21 protein-coding genes and 1 pseudogene are annotated in these 19,713 nt (G+C 69.6%); 12 read left to right on the forward strand and 10 right to left on the reverse strand.

Features of this window, described 5'->3' with window-relative positions:
• The 6 genes from ACGFI8_RS46710 to ACGFI8_RS46735 form a co-directional block, all read left to right on the forward strand.
• Positions 1-284: hypothetical protein (locus ACGFI8_RS46710; protein WP_392815265.1), on the forward strand; the 284-nt coding region annotated here is incomplete at its 5' end.
• A 115-nt stretch (positions 285-399) separates the two neighbouring features.
• Complete coding sequence (locus ACGFI8_RS46715) at positions 400-1,566, forward strand: phosphotransferase family protein (RefSeq protein WP_392815267.1); 1,167 nt, start codon at positions 400-402, stop codon at positions 1,564-1,566.
• Complete coding sequence (locus ACGFI8_RS46720) at positions 1,539-1,790, forward strand: DUF6285 domain-containing protein (RefSeq protein ID WP_392815314.1); 252 nt, start codon at positions 1,539-1,541, stop codon at positions 1,788-1,790. Before ACGFI8_RS46715 ends, ACGFI8_RS46720 begins: the two co-directional genes overlap by 28 nt.
• 27 nt (positions 1,791-1,817) lie before the next feature.
• The gene (locus ACGFI8_RS46725; protein WP_392815270.1) at positions 1,818-3,407 is read left to right on the forward strand and encodes a long-chain-fatty-acid--CoA ligase; all 1,590 of its coding nucleotides are present in this window, start codon (positions 1,818-1,820) and stop codon (positions 3,405-3,407) included.
• Between the two features lie 38 nt (positions 3,408-3,445).
• Positions 3,446-4,180 (forward strand): enoyl-CoA hydratase-related protein, encoded by a 735-nt coding sequence (locus ACGFI8_RS46730; RefSeq protein ID WP_392815273.1) that lies wholly within the window; start codon positions 3,446-3,448, stop codon positions 4,178-4,180.
• A gap of 155 nt (positions 4,181-4,335) precedes the next feature.
• On the forward strand, positions 4,336-5,226 hold the full coding sequence (locus ACGFI8_RS46735; RefSeq protein WP_392815275.1) for a helix-turn-helix domain-containing protein: 891 nt from the start codon (positions 4,336-4,338) through the stop codon (positions 5,224-5,226).
• A gap of 339 nt (positions 5,227-5,565) precedes the next feature.
• Here ACGFI8_RS46735 and ACGFI8_RS46740 read toward each other — a convergent pair whose 3' ends face one another.
• The 7 genes from ACGFI8_RS46740 to ACGFI8_RS46770 all read right to left on the reverse strand — a co-directional run bounded on the left by ACGFI8_RS46740 (position 5,566) and on the right by ACGFI8_RS46770 (position 11,282).
• On the reverse strand, positions 5,566-5,751 hold the full coding sequence (locus tag ACGFI8_RS46740) for a hypothetical protein (RefSeq protein WP_392815277.1): 186 nt from the start codon (positions 5,749-5,751) through the stop codon (positions 5,566-5,568).
• A gap of 259 nt (positions 5,752-6,010) precedes the next feature.
• Positions 6,011-7,177: a TetR/AcrR family transcriptional regulator gene (locus ACGFI8_RS46745; protein ID WP_392815280.1), complete on the reverse strand. Its 1,167-nt coding sequence runs from the start codon at positions 7,175-7,177 to the stop codon at positions 6,011-6,013.
• A 60-nt stretch (positions 7,178-7,237) separates the two neighbouring features.
• Positions 7,238-8,383: an acyl-CoA dehydrogenase family protein gene (locus ACGFI8_RS46750; RefSeq protein WP_392815283.1), complete on the reverse strand. Its 1,146-nt coding sequence runs from the start codon at positions 8,381-8,383 to the stop codon at positions 7,238-7,240.
• A gap of 6 nt (positions 8,384-8,389) precedes the next feature.
• Complete coding sequence (locus tag ACGFI8_RS46755; protein WP_392815286.1) at positions 8,390-9,220, reverse strand: SDR family NAD(P)-dependent oxidoreductase; 831 nt, start codon at positions 9,218-9,220, stop codon at positions 8,390-8,392.
• 29 nt (positions 9,221-9,249) lie between these two features.
• On the reverse strand, positions 9,250-9,648 hold the full coding sequence (locus ACGFI8_RS46760; protein WP_392815289.1) for a MaoC/PaaZ C-terminal domain-containing protein: 399 nt from the start codon (positions 9,646-9,648) through the stop codon (positions 9,250-9,252).
• A complete protein-coding gene (locus ACGFI8_RS46765) occupies positions 9,645-10,103 on the reverse strand; it encodes a MaoC family dehydratase N-terminal domain-containing protein (protein ID WP_392815291.1) in 459 nt (152 codons plus the stop codon). The genes ACGFI8_RS46760 and ACGFI8_RS46765 overlap by 4 nt, the downstream gene beginning before the upstream one ends.
• A gap of 3 nt (positions 10,104-10,106) precedes the next feature.
• The gene (locus ACGFI8_RS46770) at positions 10,107-11,282 is read right to left on the reverse strand and encodes a lipid-transfer protein (RefSeq protein ID WP_392815293.1); all 1,176 of its coding nucleotides are present in this window, start codon (positions 11,280-11,282) and stop codon (positions 10,107-10,109) included.
• A gap of 134 nt (positions 11,283-11,416) precedes the next feature.
• On the opposite strand from ACGFI8_RS46770, the gene ACGFI8_RS46775 reads away from it, so the two are divergent.
• Complete coding sequence (locus tag ACGFI8_RS46775) at positions 11,417-11,707, forward strand: AMP-binding protein (protein ID WP_392815296.1); 291 nt, start codon at positions 11,417-11,419, stop codon at positions 11,705-11,707.
• 26 nt (positions 11,708-11,733) lie between these two features.
• Positions 11,734-12,423: an IS6 family transposase gene (locus ACGFI8_RS46780; protein ID WP_392815317.1), complete on the forward strand. Its 690-nt coding sequence runs from the start codon at positions 11,734-11,736 to the stop codon at positions 12,421-12,423.
• Between the two features lie 221 nt (positions 12,424-12,644).
• Here ACGFI8_RS46780 and ACGFI8_RS46785 read toward each other — a convergent pair whose 3' ends face one another.
• Positions 12,645-13,808: a sensor histidine kinase gene (locus ACGFI8_RS46785; RefSeq protein WP_392815298.1), complete on the reverse strand. Its 1,164-nt coding sequence runs from the start codon at positions 13,806-13,808 to the stop codon at positions 12,645-12,647.
• Entirely contained in the window at positions 13,802-14,470 is a 669-nt protein-coding gene (locus tag ACGFI8_RS46790) for a response regulator transcription factor (RefSeq protein ID WP_392815301.1), read from the reverse strand. The genes ACGFI8_RS46785 and ACGFI8_RS46790 overlap by 7 nt, the downstream gene beginning before the upstream one ends.
• Positions 14,471-14,645: 175 nt before the next feature.
• On the opposite strand from ACGFI8_RS46790, the gene ACGFI8_RS46795 reads away from it, so the two are divergent.
• The 4 genes from ACGFI8_RS46795 to ACGFI8_RS46810 are packed head-to-tail and all read left to right on the forward strand — an operon-like array spanning position 14,646 to position 18,128.
• Positions 14,646-15,155 (forward strand): hypothetical protein, encoded by a 510-nt coding sequence (locus ACGFI8_RS46795; RefSeq protein WP_392815304.1) that lies wholly within the window; start codon positions 14,646-14,648, stop codon positions 15,153-15,155.
• Between the two features lie 29 nt (positions 15,156-15,184).
• Positions 15,185-16,234, forward strand: a complete 1,050-nt coding sequence (locus ACGFI8_RS46800) for a peptidoglycan-binding protein (protein WP_392815306.1) — start codon at positions 15,185-15,187, stop codon at positions 16,232-16,234.
• On the forward strand, positions 16,231-16,929 hold the full coding sequence (locus ACGFI8_RS46805) for an ABC transporter ATP-binding protein (RefSeq protein WP_392815309.1): 699 nt from the start codon (positions 16,231-16,233) through the stop codon (positions 16,927-16,929). Before ACGFI8_RS46800 ends, ACGFI8_RS46805 begins: the two co-directional genes overlap by 4 nt.
• A complete protein-coding gene (locus tag ACGFI8_RS46810; protein ID WP_392815311.1) occupies positions 16,926-18,128 on the forward strand; it encodes an ABC transporter permease in 1,203 nt (400 codons plus the stop codon). Before ACGFI8_RS46805 ends, ACGFI8_RS46810 begins: the two co-directional genes overlap by 4 nt.
• Positions 18,129-18,206: 78 nt before the next feature.
• Here ACGFI8_RS46810 and ACGFI8_RS46815 read toward each other — a convergent pair.
• Positions 18,207-19,360, reverse strand: a pseudogene (locus ACGFI8_RS46815) (IS110 family transposase).
• Between the last annotated feature and the right edge of the window lie 353 nt (positions 19,361-19,713).

The raw sequence follows: 19,713 nt of genomic DNA on the forward strand, positions 1-19,713 counted from the left end.
TCGGCAACCGGCAGCGAGTCGGACACGCCACCCAGGATGGTCCAGAACACCCACCAAGATCAAGACCCGCCAGCAAGAACCTGCTGAATGGTTACCCAGAACTACCTAGATGGAAGCAGCTGTCGGATGGGAGCCGCCATCTCCAGATGCCACTAAGGCAGAACCTGGTCGTCCATCCCCCGACCGGTGCCATCCTCTGGCAGTTCCGCGAGGTCGCCTTGTGCGGACGCAGCACGCGCGTGGCTGATTTGGAGGTGCCCGAGTGGGTCACGCGCGCGCCTTGACTCCCCGACTGCGCCCCGCCGAAAGGCGGGAGAACACGTTGCGTCGCGCTCAGCTCAAGATGCACGTAAATGGCGTGTCTGACGGTGACAACGCCGCTCGAGGAAGCAGGAACGCGTGGTGAAGAGGTCGGACGCCCAACCCGTCTCCGAAGCTGAAGAACTCGAGGGGCTGCTCGACAAGCGTCTGACACATCTCCACGGCGAGAGCCGGACTGTGGAGAAGCTCCGCCGCGTCTCCGGGGGCGCTAGCAGGCAGACCTGGGCGTTCCGCACGCTCGACGCCGAGCGTCGACCGATGGACTTGGTGCTCCGGCGCGACCCTCCGTCGGAGCCTCGCCCCGAGGAGATGGCCCGCGAGGCGTCGGCGCTCCAAGCGGCACGACGGCACGGCGTCCCCGGCCCCGACCTGCTCGACTGGTCCGCGGACCCCGGCGACCTCGGCGCGCCCTACCTCATAATGACATTCGTCCCTGGCGACACGATTGCACGCCGAATCCTCCGCGATGAGAGGTACCGCCACGCGCGGTCCGTACTCGCACGCGACCTCGGCCGCGCCGCCGCAAGAATCCATCAGGTGCCTCCGGCCGAGGTGCCGGACATCCCGGTCGCCGACGTCCTTCAAGACCTCCGGCGCAGGTACGCCTCGGTCGGCATCGGTCGCCCGGTGCTCGAGATGGGCTTCCGCTGGCTCGAGGATCACCGACCTCCCGCGAACTTCGACACCGTCCTCGTCCACGGCGACTTCCGCCTCGGCAACGTGATCGTCGACGCGAACGGCCTCGCCGCCGTGTTGGACTGGGAACTGGTCCACCTCGGTGACCCGATGGAGGACCTGGGATACCTGCGCATCCGCGCCTGGCGGTTCGGTGGTACGAAGCCGGTCGCCGGCGTCGGGGAGTACAACGACCTCTTCGACGCCTACGCGGAAGTCAGCGGCTCGCGCCCTGATGCCGAGGCGGTCTACTGGTGGCAGGTCGCCGGGACGCTCTCCTGGGGTGTGGGCTGCCTAGTCCAGGCCCAGCGTCACTTCGCCGGAGCCTCGCGGTCGGTCGAACTCGCGGCGATCGGGCGCCGGGTGGCCGAGCAGGAGTACGACATCCTCCAGATGCTCCGCGGCAGCCCCCGACCTGGACGACGCGCTGATGCTGCACACCTTCCCGGACGCCTCCGAGATCGTCACAGCAGTGCGGGAGTTCCTCGAGCACGACGTCGACCACTGGAACACTGTCATTCCACGCGAGAGTCGCGGCGAACCTGCTCGGCGTCCTCGAACGCGAGCTGACACTCGGCCCGGACGGCGAAGCCCGCTACCGCGAACGCCTGAATGAGCTCGCCGTGGAGGACGAGTCGGAGCTGGCCCGACGGATCCGCGACCGCGAAGTCGACGCTACAGACGACCGGCTCGTCACGGCGCTGTGGGCGATCACTCGCGACCGGCTTCTTGTCTCGAACCCGAAGTACCTGTCCGGCGAGGTCGACGACCAGCCGCTTCATGCCCGTGCTTGAGCACCAGTCCGCCACGAGAGAGAGACCATGGACACAGCAGACATCCGGCACCCGAACACGCGTCTTACGTGGGTTCACCAGGTGGCCAAGCACGCCAATGCACAGCCGGACCGGCCGGCGCTCCGTTTCCGCGGGCGGACGACGACATGGCGCGAACTCGACGACCGCACCCGTCGCCTCTCCCGCGCCCTCGAGATACGAGGTGTCGGCAAGGGTGACCGCGTCCTCATGCTGCTGACGAACCGACCGGAGTTCATCGAGTCGCTCGTGGCAATCAACCGGCTCGGCGCCATTGCGGTGCCCGTGAACTTCCGCCTCGTTGCCGCGGAGGTGTCGTTCCTCGCGGAGAACTCCGGCTCGTGTGCCATCCTCGTCGAGGAGCAGCTCGCGCCGTTGGCCCGCGCCGTGCGCGCTGGCAAGGAGGGGCTGCTGCCCTGCCTCGTCGTCGGCGAAGACGTCAGCGCCGCCGGCGACGCTGCCGAGCGCTACGAGGACGCGCTGGGAACGTCCGAGCCGCACCTGGCAACCGGTCCGAGCGACCTCGCGACCGTTGCGCTAATCATGTACACGTCCGGCACCACCGGTCGACCCAAGGGCGCAATGCTCACCTACGAGAATCTCCTCGGGCAGACCGTGACGCTCATCCAGGCGTTCCGCCTGTTCCAGGACGACGAGATCGCCCTGGTCACCTCCCCGATGTTCCACATCGCGGCGGTCGGAGTGATCGTCCCCAACCTCATCCTCGGCTATACCACGGTGATCACCCCTACCGGCGCGTTCGACCCCGAGGCGTTCCTCGACCTCGTCGAGTCCGAGGGCACAACGAATGCGTTTCTCGTGCCGACACAATGGCAGGCGGTATGCAAGAGCCCGACGATCCACCAGCGCGTCATCCGGCTGCGCTGCATCGCGTGGGGCGCAGCACCGGCGACGCCGCCGGTGCTGCGGGCGATGGAGGCGGCTTTCCCGGGCGTAACGAACGTCTGCACCTTCGGCCAGACCGAGATGTCGCCGGTCACGACCGTGCTCCCCGGCGAGGACGCCATCCGCAAGATCGGGTCGATCGGCAAGCCGGTCCCGCTGGTCGACGTGAGGGTTGTGGACCCGGAGATGAACGACGTGCCGCAAGGCGAGGTCGGCGAGATCGTGTATCGCGGGCCGCAGACGATGCTCGGGTACTGGGAAGACCCGCGGGCGACCGCGGAAGCGTTCCGAGGCGGCTGGTTCCACTCCGGCGACCTGGTCCGTGTCGACGGGGATGGCTTCTTCTACGTAGTCGATCGGCTCAAGGATATGATCATCTCCGGAGGCGAGAACATTTATAGTGCCGAGGTCGAGGCCGTCATCTCGCAGCATCCAAAGGTCCGTGAGGTTGCGCTCGTCGGCACCCCGCACCCGAAGTGGGGCGAGACCCCGGTCGCGGTGATCGTGCCGGCCGACTCTGCGGATGCTCCCACCGAGGACGACGTCATCAGCTTCTGTGCCTCGCGCCTAGCGTCGTACAAGAAGCCGACGAAGGTCGTCGTGGTCGCCGAGATGCCCCGGAACGCCTCCGGCAAGATCCTCAAGAAGCCCCTGCGAGACATGGTTCGCAGCGGCGCGGAAGCGGTGAGCTGAACATGCCAGTGTCACCCAATGGACTCGCCGTCCCCGAGGTGACCGACGGCGTGCTCCGGCTTGAGCTCATGCGCCCGGAGAAACTCAACGCGGTCACCACTGAACTGCTCGAGGAGATCGCCGCCGTCGTCAGCACGGTTGGCGCCGATGGGGCGGTCCGCGCGATCACGCTCAGCGGCGCCGGGCGAGGCTTCTGTTCCGGAATTGATCTGGGTAGCGCCGACGCGAAGGGGTCGCTGATCGCCGCCAACGCTGCCGTGCGCGCGTTGCGCGACGCTCCTGTGCCGGTGGTGGCCATGGTCCATGGGCCTGCCGTCGGCGTGGGCTGCTCGCTCGCCATGGCCTGTGACATTGTGCTGATGGCGCGCTCGTCGTACCTCATGCTGGCATTCACCCGGATCGGGCTGATGCCTGACGGCGGCGCCACGGCGCTGGTCGCCGCGTCCGCCGGTCGAGCGCGCGCGATACGGATGGCACTCCTCGCCGAGAAGGTGTTCGCTGACACCGCAGTGGCCTGGGGCCTCGTTGCCGGCGTGGTCGACGACGACCGGCTCCAGGAGGAGGGCACGGCGCTGGCCGCCCGTCTTGCCCAAGGGCCCACCATAGCGTTCGCCCTCACTAAGCAGGCGATCAACGCGGCAAGCCTCGACGAGCTCGAGGCAGCCCTGAAGCGCGAGGCCGTAGGCCAGTCCCTGCTTGCCGTAACACCGGACTTCGAAGAGGGCGTGGCCGCCTTCCTCGCGAAACGCGAGCCCCGGTTCGCCGGGCGCTAGTGCCGCGCCCGGTCACGTTTGCCTCGTTGTGAGCGACACTCCGGCCCGGGTCCCACTGTGGCCGGGGTTGTCGCTTCAGGCTGTTGTGGGCTGTGGCGGAACGGGTGCGGGTTCGAGAGCTTGATGACGATGAGGGTCAACGGCTGCTGCGGATCGTGCGGCGCAGTTCGGGGTCGGTGGTGACCTGGCGGCGGGCGCAGATGATCCTGCTCTCGGCCCAGGGCATGGAGCCGGCCAGGATCGGCGAGGTGACCTTCACCAGCCCCGATCGGGTCCGGGATGTGATCCACAACTTCAACGCCGACGGGTTCGACTCGCTCTACCCCCGCTACCGTGGCGGCAGGCCGCCGACGTTCACCCTGCCGCAGCGGCGGGAGATGAAGAAGATCGCCAAGTCCAGGCCGGTCGAGCATGGCCTGCCGTTTTCGACCTGGAGTCTGGCCAAGCTGGCCGATTTCTTGGTCGCTGAGGGGGTGGTTGACGACATCAGCATCGAGGGGCTGCGGGAGATCCTGCGCGCCGAGGGGGTGTCCTTTCAACGGGTAAAGACCTGGAAACACTCCCGGGATCCCGACTACGCCGTGAAGAAGGCCCGGGTGGAGCACCTGTACTGCATCGCCGACGGCGAGGTCATCCCCGAGCCCGGCGAGCCGGGCGTGGTGTTCAGCATGGACGAATTCGGGCGGCTGAACCTGCAACCGCATCCCGGCCGGCAGTGGGCCGAGCGGGGCGGCCGGCACAAGGACCCCGACCGTGACCCGAGACCACGCCGGCGGGCCACCTACACCCGCCCGCACGGCGTACGGCACCTGTTCGCCGCCCTGGACCTGGGCCGCAACGTTCATGTACGGGCATGTCAAGACAGGACCATGCCGGTCTCGTTGGAGGCGAGGCGCACCGCCTCCTTGGCTGCGAGGTACGCCTCTGCCCGGCGGCCGGCGGCCTGCAGCACCGAGGCGCGCCAGGCGAAGGTCTTCGCGGTTCGGCTCAGCGCGAGGGCACGGTCCGCGGCGGCGAGCGCCTTGCGTGGCGCGTGCGCTTGCTGAGGCAGAAGGCATGCTGGCGGCGGGCCTGGACGTTGCCGGGTCGGCGGCGACCGCGCGGTCGCGGCGCGCAACGCGCCGATGGCTTCGTCGGTCAGACCTTCACGATAACCAACCTACGACGAGGGCCATCGCCATCTGCCAGCCCCTCGTGCCCGGTCGTCCGCGCTTACGTCCCCATTCACCGGGCAGCCCCTTGAGTGGCAGGAACCCTCACGGGGACGAAGGTCGCTGGCGCGAGGTACAAACCTCGATGGCAAACGACAGCACTGGACCAGCAGCGGGTCGACATGTCCGGCTCCCGCCAGCCCGCGCGGATAACCGATCAGCCCGATGACCCGGCTATCGCGGGACGGCGCCGCGGTGCGGGTGGGCTGCGTGCACGTACCGCGTGGCGATGCCGACGTCGATGCCGAACAGCTGGATGAGCCGAACAGGGTCGGCGGCGACGGCGGCCTCGTACAGAATCCGGTCGACCCGCAGACTGCCGGCACGCACGCCGAGGCGGCGCGCGAACAGGGCCCGCACGCTGGCGGCGGCGATGAACTCCAGCCGGGGCAGGTCGACGACCAGCGACCGACCGGGACCGCGCCTGGTCGATGCCGGGGGCGGTGAATGCGTCGAGCGGGCCTGAGGGTAAGGGCGATACCGTCAGGCAGGGCGCCGCGGATCACTGCGAAGGCGGGAGCCATCGCGCCTCCTGATGGAGTCGAGATTCCGCCGACAGGCACGACACTGCCGCCGGGCAGCCCTGACGGCCGCTGGAGCAGGGCCGATGGGGAGCCGGTCAGATGGCGAGGACGTGCCGGCAGAGCGCGGCCAATTCGGCGGCGGCGCCCGGGCGGAAGCGGATGCTCGGGGTGCGGGCCAGGTCGTTGACGACGGTGAGGGCGGCCTGCACGGTGACCCGGGCGCGCAGGGCGTCGAGGTCGGGGCCCACCTGCCGCAGCAGGTGGACCCACTCGTCGATGTACTCCTGCTGGGCCCGGATCAACGGCGCCGCCTGCTCGCGCGGGATGTTGCGGGTCTCGGTGATGATCAGGTCCAGCAGGTACGGGTGCGCGAGGGCGAACCGGCCGTAGTACGACACGAGGCCGTGGAGGGCGCCGACCGGGTCCCGCGCGCCCGCGAGGGTGTCGTCGAGCGTGACCTGGAGGTAGCCGTTCGCCCGGTCGAGGGCGGTGACCAGCATGGTGGCCTTGTTGGGGAAGTAGTTGTACACGCTGGACGCGCTGATGCCTACCGACACCGCCACATCCTCCATGCTGACCCGGGTATAGGTGCGCTCGGCGAACAGCCGGACCGCCGCGCCGAGGAGCCGCTCCCGCTTGGCCGAGCGCCGCAGTCCACGGGCGGGCGGGGCGGCCTCGGGCTCGGGCGGCTCGGGCAGCGAGGCCTCCAGCGCGCGGTGCGCCAGCTGGGTCAGTAGCGCGTCGTAGCCGGGGCGGGGCAGGTCGATGGTGTGGAATGACGGGCTGAGCAGCACCGCGACCACCGCGGCGGCGATCGGGTCCGCGTGCTGGGCGGGCAGCTCCGGGCGGGCCGCGTGCACGAAGCGGATGAGCCGGCGGCGCGCGTGCCGGATTCGCTCGCGGATGGCGGCCTGCGCCTCGGCGGGCAGATGCCGCGCCTCGCGCTCCCACAGCACGCCGATGGGGCGCTGGTCGAGGATGAAGGAGGCCGTGGCGGCCAGCGTCTGGGCGAGGTCCGTCGGGGCCTCGATCTGAGCGGTGAACCCGTCGACGATGTCCTTGATGACCTCGGCGAGCAGCTCGTCCTTGCCCGCGAAGTGCCGGTAGAGGGCGGACGGCCCGACCGCGACCGCCTCGGCCACGTCGCCGATGCTGACGTGCTCGTAGCCGTGCGCCCCGAAGAGCCGGGTCGCGGCGGCCAGGATCAGCTGCCGCCGGTTGGCCGGCCGCGTGCCGCGCGCCGGTCGATCGACGATGGTCATTTCCCTGCCTTTCCGCAAGACCGCTTGAACTTCCGCGGGAGACCGTTCGAACCGAAGGGCTCAGTCCAGCTTGAGCGAGCGGCCGATGATCTCCTTCATGATCTCGCTGGTGCCACCATAGATGCGCGAGACTCGGGCATCGACGAAGGCCCGGGCGATGGGGTACTCCAGCATGTAACCGTAGCCGCCGTGCAACTGCAGGCAGGCGTCGACGACCCGGCCCTGCAGCTCCGTGCTGGCGAGCTTCGCCTTGGCCGCGTCGACCGCGCTCAGCCGCCCGGCGTTGAGCGCCAGCAGGCAGCGGTCCACGTAGGCCTGGACGACATCGACCTCGGTGACCAGCTCGGCCAGCCGGAACCGGGTCGCCTGCAGCGCGCCGATCGGCGCCCCGAAGGCCTTGCGCTGCCGGACGTGTTCCATCGTCCAGCGTAGAGCGGCGGTGGCGTGGGCGATCGCCTGGACGGCGAGGGAGAGTCGCTCCTGGGGCAGGTTGCCGACGAGCCCGAGGAACCCGGCGCCCTCGTCGCCGAGCCGGTTGGCGACCGGCACCCGCACGTCGGTGAAGGACAGCTCCGCCGAGTCCTGGGCGTGCAGGCCCAGCTTCGCCAGCCGCCGGCCCCGCTCGAACCCCGGCATGCCCCGCTCGATCACGAGCAGGCTCAGGCCTCGATGCGGATGCTCCCCGGTGCGTACCGCGGTGATGACCAGGTCGGCGTTGATGCCGTTGGTGATGAAGGTCTTGGCGCCATCGACGACGTAGTGGTCGCCCTCGCGCACCGCCCGAGTGCGGATGCCGGACAGGTCCGACCCGGCGCCCGGCTCGGTCATCGCGACAGCGGTGACGGTCTGTCCGGAGGCGACGCTGGGCAGCCAGCGGGCTTTCTGCTCCTCGGTGGTCAGGTCCAGCAGGTAGGGCAGGCAGACGTCGGCCTGCAGCGCCGGCCCGAGCGCTGCCGGCGCCACGCCGGCGCGCGCGGCCTCCTCCGCCCAGACGGCGTTATAACGGAAGTCGCGCACCCCGGCGCCGCCGAACCGCTCCGGCACAGCGGCGAAGACGCCAAGCTCGGCGGCCCGGACGAACACCTCGCGGTCCACGATCCCGGCCCGCTCCCAGTCGTCGTAGTGCGGCACGACCTCCTTCTGTAGGAACGAGCGAACGCTGTCGCGGTAGGTGTCGTGGTCGGGGGTGAAGACGTCGCGGTCCATCGGCGCTCACATCGTGTAGCCGCCGCCGCAGACCACGGTCTGCGCGCTGACGTAGTCGGACTCGGGGATGCAGAACATGTACACGGCGCCGGCCGCCTCGGCAGGGGTGCCGGCGCGGCCGAGCGGGATCACCGACTCCATGCTCTCCATCAGCTGCGGGTTGAGCCCGACCCGGATCTGGTGGCCCTGCACGTCGATGGTGCTGGAGCCGTCCGCCGGGGCGTCGGTGAGCCGGGTACGGATCAGGCCGAACGCGACGGTGTTGACCGTGACGTTGTAGCGGCCCCACTCCTTGGCCAGCGCCTTGGTCAGGCCGGTGACGCCGGCCTTGGCCGCGGCGTAGTTGGTCTGGCCCGCGTTGCCGCCCAGGCCGGCGACGGAGGAGATGTTGACGACCTTGCGGCACGGTACCGTCGCGCCGGACTCCCGGGTCCGTTTGACCGCGGCCGCGATGATCGGCTGCGCGGCGCGCAGGATCCGAAACGGCGCCTTGAGGTGCACGTCGAGGATCGCATCCCACTGCTCGTCGGTCATCTTCTGGATCACCGAGTCCCAGGTGTAGCCGGCGTTGTTGACGATGATGTCCACGCCGCCGAAGCCGTCGAGGGCGGCCTGCACGAAACGCTGCGCGAAGTCGTCGTCGGTCACGCTGCCGGGGCAGGCCAGCGCCCGGCCGCCGGCTGCCTCGATGTCGGCGACGGTCCCCTTCGCCGGGGCCTCGTCGAGGTCGTTGACCACCACGGCGGCGCCGTCCGCGGCGAGCTTCAGGGCGATCTCCCGCCCGATGCCGCGGCCGGAGCCGGTGACGATGGCGACCTTGCCGTCCAGCTTTCCCATATTCGTCCGTTTCGTGGTTCGTGTCAGGGTCAGGAGATGTCGACGAGAGCGGTGCCGGCGAGGGTGACGGTGCCGTCGGCCAGCGCCACCGCGAGCTCGAGCGTGGCCAGGTCGTCCTCGACCGCGGCCACGGTCGCGGTGCAGGCCGGCGCGGCGCCGACCGGCGTGATCGCGGCGAACCGCACGGACCAGGACCGGATGCGCTCCTGCGGCACCAGGTCGGTCAGCAGCCGCCCGAGGTAGGCCATCGACAGCATGCCCTGGGCGAACACGTCGTCCAGCCCGGCGCCGCGGGCCGTATCGAGATCGATGTGGATCGGGTTGTGGTCCCCGCTGGCGCCGGCGAACAGGGCGAGGGTGGTGCAGGAGACCGGCGGCAGCTCCAGCCGCGGGAGCGGGGCGCCGGGCGCGATGTCGGCGAGGTTCACCGTTCCCCCTCCGGATGGCGTACCACGAGCACCGAGCGGCCCTGCGCGACCGGCTCCCCGGCGCGGGTGACGTCGGTCTCGCGGACCAGGAACTCCAGGGCGCCGCCGCGCTTGGCGTAGACGTCGACGATCCGCTCGGTCAGGGTGAGCCGGTCCCCGGCGTAGGCCAGGCGGTGGTAAGTGAAGGACTGCTCGCCGTGCAGCACGAACCGCAGGTCGACGCCGAGCCGGTCGAGGTATCCGAACGGGTCGGGCGCCTCCAGCCCCAGGCTGAAGAAGAACGTCGGCGGGACAGGCAGGTCGGGGTGGCCGGCGGCGCGGGCCGCATCGACGTCGAGATACACCGGGTCGGTCTGCCCGGTCGCGCAGCCGAAGAAGCGCAGGCGGCCCCGCTCCACGTCGACGATCAGCGGGTCGAACGGCAGCGCCTTGGCCTTTTCCACATCAATCGGCACGGCTCAGCCCAGCTTCTCGTAAAGGGTGACGACCGCGGCCCCGCCGAGGCCGATGTTGTGCTGCAGGGCGAGGTTGACGCCCTCGGCCTGGCGGTCGCCGGCCTCGCCGCGCAGCTGCCAGGTCAGCTCCGCGCACTGGGCCAGGCCGGTGGCGCCGAGGGGGTGCCCCTTGGACAGCAGGCCGCCAGACGGGTTGACCACGACCCGGCCGCCGTAGGTGTTGTCGCCGTCGAGGACGAACTGCTCCGCCGTGCCCTCCGGGGTGAGCCCGAGCGCCTCGTAGCTCAGCAGCTCGTTGGCGGTGAAGCAGTCGTGCAGCTCGGCGACGCGGATGTCGCGCGGGTCCACCCCGGCCGCCGCGTAGACCTGGTCGGCCGCCGCCTTGGCCATGTCGTAGCCCACGAGCCGGCCCATGTCGCCGTCGAAGCTCGCCGCCGTGTCGGTGGTCATCGCCTGCGCGGCGATCGACACGGACGTCCGCAGCCCGTGCCGACGCGCGAAGTCCTCGCTGACCACCACCGCCGCGGCCGCACCGCAGGTGGGCGGGCAGCACTGCAGCCGGGTCAGCGGGCCGTAGATGTGCGGCGAGGCGAGCACCTGCTCCACGGTCACCGGGTCGCGGAACACCGCGTAGGGGTTGTGCGCGGCGTGCCGGCGGGCCTTGACCGAGATCTGGGCGAAGGTCTCGGGCTTCGTGCCGTACTTCTCCGCATACGCCGCGCCGGCCCCGCCGAACAGCTGGGCGGCGAACGGCGCGTCGCTCTTCCCCTGCTGCCGCTCCGCGACGTCCATGAAGCCGGCGAACGGGCTGGGCCGGTCGGCCCACTTCATGGTCAGCGCGCCGCGCTCCATCTGCTCGAAGCCGAAGGCGAGCACGCAGTCGGCGCCGCCGGCCACCGCCTGGCGGGCCAGCCACAGCGCCGAGGAGCCGGTGGAGCAGTTGTTGTTCACGTTGACCACCGGCCCGCCGGTCAGGCCGACGCCGTACAGCGCCTTCTGGCCGCTGGTCGATTCGCCGTACACATAGCCGGCGTACGACTGCTGCACCTGCTCGATCCCGACGCCCGCGTCGGCGAGGGCGGCGCGGATCGCCCCGCGCGCCAACACGTCATACGTCTCGCTGCGACTGGGCGTAGCGAAGGGCACCATGCCCACGCCCGCGACCAGGACCCGTCCCATTGCCAGCACCTCCGTCTTACGAACAAATCTTCACTTAGGAGACCAGAGACCTTGACGACAAGCAAGGGTGGGATGACGATGTCGGAATCCTCACACGTACCGCGATTCACAAATGGCGAATCCAGAGGCGTCCTGTGTATCTGACCCAATTCCTGCACCGCGCCCTACAGCACGACCCGCGGCGCGCCTTCACCATCTTCGGCGAACGGACCCGCACCGTCGTCGAATCCGTCGATCGCGTAGCCCGGTTCGCCGCCGCGCTGCGCTCACTGGGACTGCGGCCCGGCGACCGGGTCGGCATCCTGGCACTCAACAGCGACCGGTACCACGAGTTCCTGCTCGCCGTTCCCTGGGCCGGCGGGGTGGCCAACCCAGTGGGTCCGTTGCATTGGGGCGTTCCCTGGTCGGGCAGGCTTGAACGGTGAAGCTCTCGACCCGCCGGCGTCCGGCCCTGCCACCACGGTCGGCGTTCGCCGGGTTCCGGTTCCCGCCCGACGTCATCATGGTCGCCGTCCGGCTGTACCTGCGGTACAACCTCTCCTACGGCGACGTCGAAGAACTCCTCCTCGAGCGGGGTGTCGAGGCCGACCACGTCACCGTCCGCCGCTGGGCGCAACGCTTCACGCCGCTGCTCGCCGACGCGGCCCGGTTCTGCCGGCACGCACCCGGTGACAGGTGGTACGTCGACGAGACATACGTGAAGGTCAGCGGTGCCTGGCGGTACGTGTACCGGGCCGTGGACCAGCACGGCCAGGTCATCGACGTGCTCGTCTCAGCCCACCGCGACGCCGCGGCAGCACGCCGGTTCTTCCGCCGGGCGATGACCATGTTGAAGGTACGACCCACCGAAGTGGTCACTGACGCGGCACCGGTGTACCCGGCGGTGCTCGATGAGGTGGTCCCGTCAGCGTGGCACCACGTCGTACGGCATGCCAACAACCGGGTAGAAGCAGACCATAGTCAGCTCAAACACCGACTCAGACCGATGCGCGGGCTGCGCACCGACCGCACCGCGCAGGCGATCATCGCCGGACACGCCTTCATGCAGAACCTCCGCCGCGGGCATTACGAACTCGGCGTCGACGCCACACGCGGACTCCGTGTCGCCGCGGCGTTCACCGAACTCGCCACCGCCATCTGAAGACCGAGCCGGGCACTCGCTCGAACGCGCCCCCCGATCGGCAAACGCAACAGCGCCCCTTCCGGGACGCGATGGCCGCGAATGACGCCACGATCGCGTTCATCGGCGAGGGCGGCGACGGCACCAAAGCGCAACCCCTCCTCGGACCGATCCTCGACTCCTACCGACAGCGGGCAGCTTGCCGACTTACGGCTCAGCAGCGAAGACCCAACGGGTCCGAGTCAGGGGACCGCCGTGAGCGACTGAGCGTCAGTGGTCGGGATCAGCACCTCGACGACCAGTCCGCCGCCGTCGCGTGGCCGGGCGGAGGCCTGGCCGCCGGAATTGTCGGCGATGGCGCGCACGATGGACATTCCCAGTCCGGCTCCGTCGGTGTGCCCGGTCCGCTCGGCGCCCCGATAGAACGGCTCGAACAGGCGGTCCGCTTCGTCGGCGCCGATCGCGGGGCCGGTGTTGCTGACGGTCAGGCGAACGTCCGCGTCGAGAGTGTCGAGTTCGACGAGGACCTCACCGCCGGGTCGGTTGTAGCGTACTGCGTTGTCCAGGAGGTTGTGTACCAGTTGAGCCAGCAGCAGCGGATCGCCGGATACCGTGCAGCGGGCGGGCACGTCGACCTGCAGCCGAGGACCGTCCGGCGGGGCGGTGGCTGTCGACTCTGCCGCCACCTGGTGGACGATCTCGTCGAGCTCGACGGCCTCCAGTCGGCGCTGGCCCTGTTCGCCGCGGGCCAGGGTGAGCAGGCCGTTGATGAGTGCGATGCACCGGTCGTTGTTGCGCAGCAGCTCCTCGCGGACGCGGTTGATCCGCGCCGGGTCCGTGGTGGCCAGTCCGACCTGTAGCGTTGTGCGGGCCACGGTGAGTGGGGTCCGCAGCTCGTGGGAGGCGTTGGCGATGAATCGGGCCTGGGCGTTGAACGCTTCTTCGAGCCGGTTGAGTAGGTCGTTGAAGGTGTCGGAGAGCTCTTTGATCTCGTCGGTCGGCCCCTGTACGGCAATCCGCTCGTGCAGGTTCGCCGTCGAGATCCGCCGCGCCTGTGCGGACATCAGGTGGACCCGGTTCAACACCCGCCCGGTGACCCACCAGGCCAAGAGCCCGGCCATGGCGGTCATCACGATTAGCGCCATGATCCACTGGATCAGCAGCGTGCCCAGCGCCTCGTTCCGCCGAATGGCGATCGCGTCCAGGTTCAGTGTGGGAGTCTGAACGGACTGTACCGGCTGGGCCAACCGCGCCGTATCGTCGGGCAGGGTGCTCGCGGCGATCGCCTTCGTGATCACGATGCGGTTCTGGAGGTATACCATCGTGATGACCACGGCGCCCGCGACCAGGAACACCACGGTCTGCAGGAGGGTGAGCCGCCATCGCAGCGTGAGGCGGCTCAGCATGCCGGGCCGGCCATCCGGTAGCCGACTCCGGGCAGGGTGTCGATGACGGCCGGTTCGCCGAGCTTCGCCCGCAGGCGGCACATGGTCACCCGCACGGCGTTGGTGAACGGGTCGGCGTGCTCGTCCCACACTGCCCGCAGCAGTTCCTCGGCGCTGACGATCGCGCCGTTCGCGGCCATGAGTACGGCCAGCACACCGAACTCCTTGTTCGACAGGCAGATGGGCCGTCCGTCCCGTGAGACCTGCCGGTGTGCCGAGTCGAGCGCGATGTCGTCGTGGCGGAGCACGGGCGGCACGGCCGGCTGGGACCGGCGGCCGAGTGCGTCGAGCCTCGCGACCAGTTCGTCGAAGTCGAACGGCTTGCCGAGGTAGTCGTCGGCGCCGAGGCGGAGCCCGGTGACGCGGTCGCCGACCTCTGCCAGCGCGGTGAGCATCAGCACCCGGGTGCGCCCGCCCTGGTCGATGACCTGTCGGCAGACCTCGTCGCCGTGCGTGCCCGGCAGGTCCCGGTCGAGCACGACGACGTCGTAGCTGTCGGTGAGGAGTTTGTCGAGTGCGGTGTTCCCGTCGTGGGCGACGTCGACCGACATCGCTTGGTCCCGTAGTCCCTCGGCGATGTATCCGGCCAGGGTCTCCTCGTCCTCTACGACGAGTACACGCATGGTCACCTCCGCGGGGCGCGTGCGGTTATCCGTTTCGACCGTAGCGCGGCCGGTGTTTCACCGGCATAACGGACGTCGGCGGTTTCTGGCGAAACGCCGGTGAAATGCCGGCCTGCGTAGAACGTTCGTTGCGGCCGGCGTCTGCCTGCCAGGTCACGAAGTACAGGAGTGAAACATGCGTAGGGTGAGACTGTTCCAGATGGCCGGGCTCGGCGTGCTGTTGACCGTGAGTTGCGCGCTGGCGGGATGCGGCGACTCGGACAAGGCACAGAACGGGGTGGCCAGCGGCAGCGGCAATGGGGCGGCCGCGGGCGCATCGGCCATCGCCTCGGCGAGTCCCGACCTGGCGAAGTGGACGAAGTGCCTGCGGGACAACGGGGTCGACGTGAAGGACCCGGAGCCCGGTGGCGGAATCACGCTGCCGATGGACAGCCCCGCGACCAAGCAAGCGCTGGAGAAGTGCAAGCAGTACGAGGGCGGCGCTCGGGGGTCGACCGGGTTCGATCCCAACGACCCCAAGCAGCAGGAGCAGCAACGGAAGTTCGCCAAGTGCATGCGGGACAAGGGCGTCGATTGGCCCGACCCCGATCCGAACAGTCAGACGATCGAGGCGCCGAAGTTGACCCCGCAGATGGGCGAGGCGCTCGAGATGTGCGCGAAGGAGACCCAGGACGGTAGCAAGTGACGGAGCGACGGATCGGCCGGAAGATCGCGGTGGCACTGGTCGTGACGGCGGTCGCTGCCGGCGTGGCGGCTGTGCTCTTTGCCGGTGGCCGCCAGGGTGATCGTTCGGCGTCGGTGGACAGACCCGAGTCGACGGTACCGGTGGCAAAGACCGACCTCGTGGAGACCCAGCAGGTCGACGGCCATCTCGGTTACGCCGGTACGGCGTCCGTCACGGCCGGCCGCAACGCGATGGTGACGTGGCTGCCGCAGCCGGGCGACACCATCACCCGGGGGCAGCGCGTGTACGACGGCGACAACCGGCCGGTCCTGTTGCTGTATGGCAAGACCCCGTTCTGGCGCGAGCTGCGCCTTGGCGTCACCGACGGCCCGGACGTGCAGATCCTGGAAGAGAACCTGTGGCACCTCGGCTACGGCAAGAACCTGACCGTCGACAACAGGTTCACCGCCGCCACCGCGGCCGTGATCAGAAAGTGGCAGAAGGACCGCGGCGTGGAGCAGACCGGAACGGTCGCGCTCGGCGACGTCGTGGTGCTGCCCGGACCGATCCGGGTAGCCGAGGTCAAGGCAAAGACGGGTGCGCCGGCGTCCGGCGAGATCCTCACCGCGACCGGCACCGTAAAGCAGGTGACGGTCGACCTGCCGGTCACCAAGTCGGGGCTGGCGGTCAAGGACAGTGGGGTCACGGTCGGGCTGCCCGACGGCAAGACCACGACTGGGAAGATCACAGCAGTCGGCACAATCGCCACCTCGGACGGCAAGGGCGGCGGTCAGAACAGCGCGGGCGGTACCCCGACCATTCCGGTGACGGTCGCGCTGGACGATCCAGCCGTCACCGGGACTCTGGACGGGGCGCCGGTCACGGTCAATTTCAAAGGCGAAGAGCACAAGGGTGTACTGACCGTGCCCGTCAACGCGCTGATGGCCTTGGCCGAGGGCGGCTTCGGCGTGCAGAAGATCGCCGACGACGGAAACAAGAGCATCATCACCGTCGAACTCGGTGCCTTCGGCAACGGCCGGGTCGAGATCACTGGGAACGGGGTGGTCGAGGGCATGAAGGTGACGGTTCCGGCGACATGACGACCACACCGCCAGTCATCGAACTCGACCGGGTCGCCAAGTCCTATCCGGGTGGCGTCCAAGCCCTCCGCGACGCCTCGCTGCGAATCTGGCCGGACGAGCTGACCGCGATCGTCGGGCCCTCGGGATCGGGGAAGTCCACCATGCTACAGCTGATGGGAACCCTCGACCGCCCCACCCACGGCACCGTGCGCATCCTCGGCCACGACGTGGCCACCCTCGACGACCGGCAACTCTCGGCGGTCCGAGCGTCCTGGATCGGCTTTGTGTTCCAGCAGTTCTATCTCACCGCACATCTGACGACCGTCCAAAACGTCGCCAACGGTCTGTTCTACCATGGCATCCCGCGTCGGACGCGACTGCGCCGGGCCGCCGAGGCGCTGGGCCGGGTGGGCCTCGGCCATCGGCTGGGCCACCGCCCGCACGAGTTGTCCGGCGGCGAACGGCAGCGGGTGGCGATCGCCCGCGCGCTGGTCGCCCGGCCGGCTATCGTGCTGGCCGACGAGCCCACCGGCGCGCTGGACTCCCAATCCGGCGAGACCGTCATCGAGTTGCTGCACGAACTGCACGCCGAGGGCACCACAATCACGGTGATCACCCACGACCAGGGCATCGCCCGGTCGTTCGACCGCCAGATCGAGATCCTCGACGGCGCGATCCGCGCCGACAGCAGCACGGCAGGGAGGACGGTATGACCATCCCGCCGCTTCCCCGCACGGCCCGGCTCGGTGCGGGCGACGTCGTCGGGGTCGGGCTGCTCGGCCTGCGGGCCCGGCCGCTGCGCGCGGTGCTGTCCGCGCTCGGCATCGCGATCGGGATCGCCGCGATGGTCGCCGTCATGGGAATCGGGGCGGCCAGCCAGGCTCGGCTGCTGAGCAAGATCGCCAGCCTGGGCACCAATCTGCTGACGGTCGCGCCGGGCCAGAGCTTCCTCGACGGCAAGACCCAGCTTCCGAACGAGTCGGTCGATATGGTCAAGCGGATTGGCCCCGTCCAGTCGGCCAGCGCCACCGGCAACATCGCTGGCGCGACGGCTCGCCGCACCGACAAAATCGACCCGCGCGAAACCCAGGGCATTGGGGTCGTGGCGGCCTGGGAAGACCTTCTGCCGACCCTCGGCGCGAAGTTGGCTGACGGTGCCTGGCTGAACTCGGCCACCGTGAAGTACCCGGCCGTGGTCCTCGGGTCGACGAGCGCCCGGCTGCTCGGTGTTGACAGTCCTGGACAGCAGGTGTTCATCGCCGGTCAGTGGTTCACCGTGATCGGCATCCTGCAGCCGGTCGACCTCGCTCCGGAGCTCGACACCTCAGCACTGGTCGGCTGGGACGCCGCCATCGAACGCCTCGGGTTCGATGGACACCCGACGCGCATCTACATACGGTCGGCCGACGAAGCCGTGGATGCGGTACGGTCCGTGCTGCCCCGCACGGTCAACCCGAAGGACCCAAGTGCGGTCAAGGTGAGCCGCCCCTCCGACGCGCTCACCGCGCAGCTGGCCGCCAAGAACACCTTCGGCAGCCTGCTGATCGGCCTCGGCGCGGTGTCGCTGCTCGTCGGCGGGGTCGGCGTTGCCAACACAATGATCATCTCGGTGCTGGAACGCCGGCAGGAGATCGGCTTGCGCCGGGCGCTCGGTGCTCGGCGGCGGCAGATCCGCCTGCAGTTCATCACCGAGGCCGTGGCGCTGTCCGCGCTGGGCGGCCTGGCCGGAGCTGCGCTCGGCCTCGCGGTGGTCTTCGTCTACGCCACATACCAGGACTGGCCGATCGTTCTCCCGCTGACCGTGATCGCCGGCGGCGTCGCCGCCTCGATCACCATCGGGGCGATCGCCGGTCTCTACCCGGCCACCCGGGCGTCCCGCCTGCCACCCACGGAGGCACTGACGACCGGGTGACGCCGGCGCATCGCAAGGCCCGCCGGACCCGCGGCAGCCAGTCCTCGGCTGTCGTGGTGTCCGATGCTCCTATGGATGTCAAGAGGCGAGTTGAAGGTCGTTTGAGGTAATGAGCTGGTAGAGCTCGCGGGCGATGTAGCGCTTGAGGCAGCGGATGATCTCTTTCTTGGACAGGCCGTCCTTGGTGCGGCGTTGCATGTATTCGCGGGTGCGGGGATCCCAGCGCAGGCGGCAGAGCACGACGCGGTAGAGGGCTGCGTTGGCCTGCCGGTCGCCGCTGCGGTTGAGCCGGTATCGGGTGGTCTTGCCGGACGAGGCGGGGATCGGGGCGACGCCGCAGAGCATGGCGAACCCGGCTTCGCTGGTGAGCCGGTCGTGGTTTTCGCCGGCGGTGACCAGCAGTTGGCCGGCGACGTCGGCGCCGACACCGTTCGCGGCGAGCAGGCCGGGGTTGATCGTGGCCACCAGGGGCTCGAGGACCTCGTTCAGGTCGGCGATCTCGGTGGACAGCTGCTGGTGGCGGCGGGCCAGGGACCGCAGGGCGATCGCGACGGCGGTGGCCGGCGATGCGGCGTCGGCCCGGTCGGGCTGCAGGCCCGCGCAGACGATGATCAGCTGCTTGACGGTCAGGCCGCTCAGCTGGGCACGCAGCGCGTCGGGGGCGGTGACGATCAGGGTCTTGATCTGGCGTTGGGTGTCGGCGCGCTGCTCGACGGCGCTGCGGCGGGCGACTCGCAGGTTACGGAGAGCTTCGACGCGGCCGTCGCGTTGTTTGGGGGTACCGGTCCGGTCGCCGGCCAGGGCGGCCTTGGCCGCTTGGATGGCGTCGATCGGGTCGGACTTGCCCTGGAACCGGCGGGTCTTGCGGTTGGGTCGGTCGACCTCGATCACCTCGACCTGTTCGCCGTGCAGCCAGCGAGCGAGTCCGGCCCCGTAGGCGCCGGTCCCCTCGACGCCGACTCGGCCGAGCCGGCCGAACCCGCGCATCCAGGCCAGCAGGGCCCGTCCGCGTACAGGTCGCCGGCGGCACCGATCGCACCCAGCTCACGCGCCGCCGCAGCGCTCGAGGGCGGCGGCGAGACCGCCGTGTATCCGGCCGTCGTAGCGGGGAACTGCTGGGTGCCCAGCACCCGGCCGACCAGATCGATCACCGCGGCGGTGTGGGTGTCCAGGTGGGTGTCGACGCCACCGGCGACGTCGAACGCGGCTGTTTCGGGTGTAATAGAGGGCATCGTCGTCCTGTCGTTCGTGACTGGGGGCAGGCGGCACGCACCAGCCGGGCAACGCGGACAAGACAGAGATGGGGCCTCTAGCCAGGCTCGTATGAAGTCACAACGCCACGTCCGATGAGTGCACGAGCACCTCCCGACCGAGGCCGACAGATCCCGTTGAGGACCCGAAGTCAGTCAGTCGTTGGGTCAGACCCCGGCGGGAGGTGCTCATGAACATCATCTCTGTCAGTCGTGAGGGGGGAAAACGCCGCCTGGGTAGTGACCTGGCGGCGGACGAGGCGCAGGGTGCGGGTGAAGGACACCTGGTCGGGGTCGATGTCGGCGCCGGTGGCGGCGTGGTGCATCAAGCTGCG

Source organism: Dactylosporangium sp. NPDC048998 (genome assembly GCF_043197855.1).
Taxonomy (GTDB): domain Bacteria; phylum Actinomycetota; class Actinomycetes; order Mycobacteriales; family Micromonosporaceae; genus Dactylosporangium.

What these genes read in the sequence shown, in the direction of transcription:
- ACGFI8_RS46755 (WP_392815286.1), bottom strand. Translation starts at nt 9,220, where the DNA reads ATGGGAAAGCTGGACGGCAAGGTCGCCATCGTCACCGGCTCCGGCCGC.
- ACGFI8_RS46810 (WP_392815311.1), top strand. Translation starts at nt 16,926, where the DNA reads ATGACCATCCCGCCGCTTCCCCGCACGGCCCGGCTCGGTGCGGGCGAC.
- ACGFI8_RS46790 (WP_392815301.1), bottom strand. Translation starts at nt 14,470, where the DNA reads ATGCGTGTACTCGTCGTAGAGGACGAGGAGACCCTGGCCGGATACATC.
- ACGFI8_RS46750 (WP_392815283.1), bottom strand. Translation starts at nt 8,383, where the DNA reads ATGGACCGCGACGTCTTCACCCCCGACCACGACACCTACCGCGACAGC.
- ACGFI8_RS46725 (WP_392815270.1), top strand. Translation starts at nt 1,818, where the DNA reads ATGGACACAGCAGACATCCGGCACCCGAACACGCGTCTTACGTGGGTT.
- ACGFI8_RS46745 (WP_392815280.1), bottom strand. Translation starts at nt 7,177, where the DNA reads ATGACCATCGTCGATCGACCGGCGCGCGGCACGCGGCCGGCCAACCGG.
- ACGFI8_RS46770 (WP_392815293.1), bottom strand. Translation starts at nt 11,282, where the DNA reads ATGGGACGGGTCCTGGTCGCGGGCGTGGGCATGGTGCCCTTCGCTACG.
- ACGFI8_RS46785 (WP_392815298.1), bottom strand. Translation starts at nt 13,808, where the DNA reads ATGCTGAGCCGCCTCACGCTGCGATGGCGGCTCACCCTCCTGCAGACC.
- ACGFI8_RS46805 (WP_392815309.1), top strand. Translation starts at nt 16,231, where the DNA reads ATGACGACCACACCGCCAGTCATCGAACTCGACCGGGTCGCCAAGTCC.
- ACGFI8_RS46795 (WP_392815304.1), top strand. Translation starts at nt 14,646, where the DNA reads ATGCGTAGGGTGAGACTGTTCCAGATGGCCGGGCTCGGCGTGCTGTTG.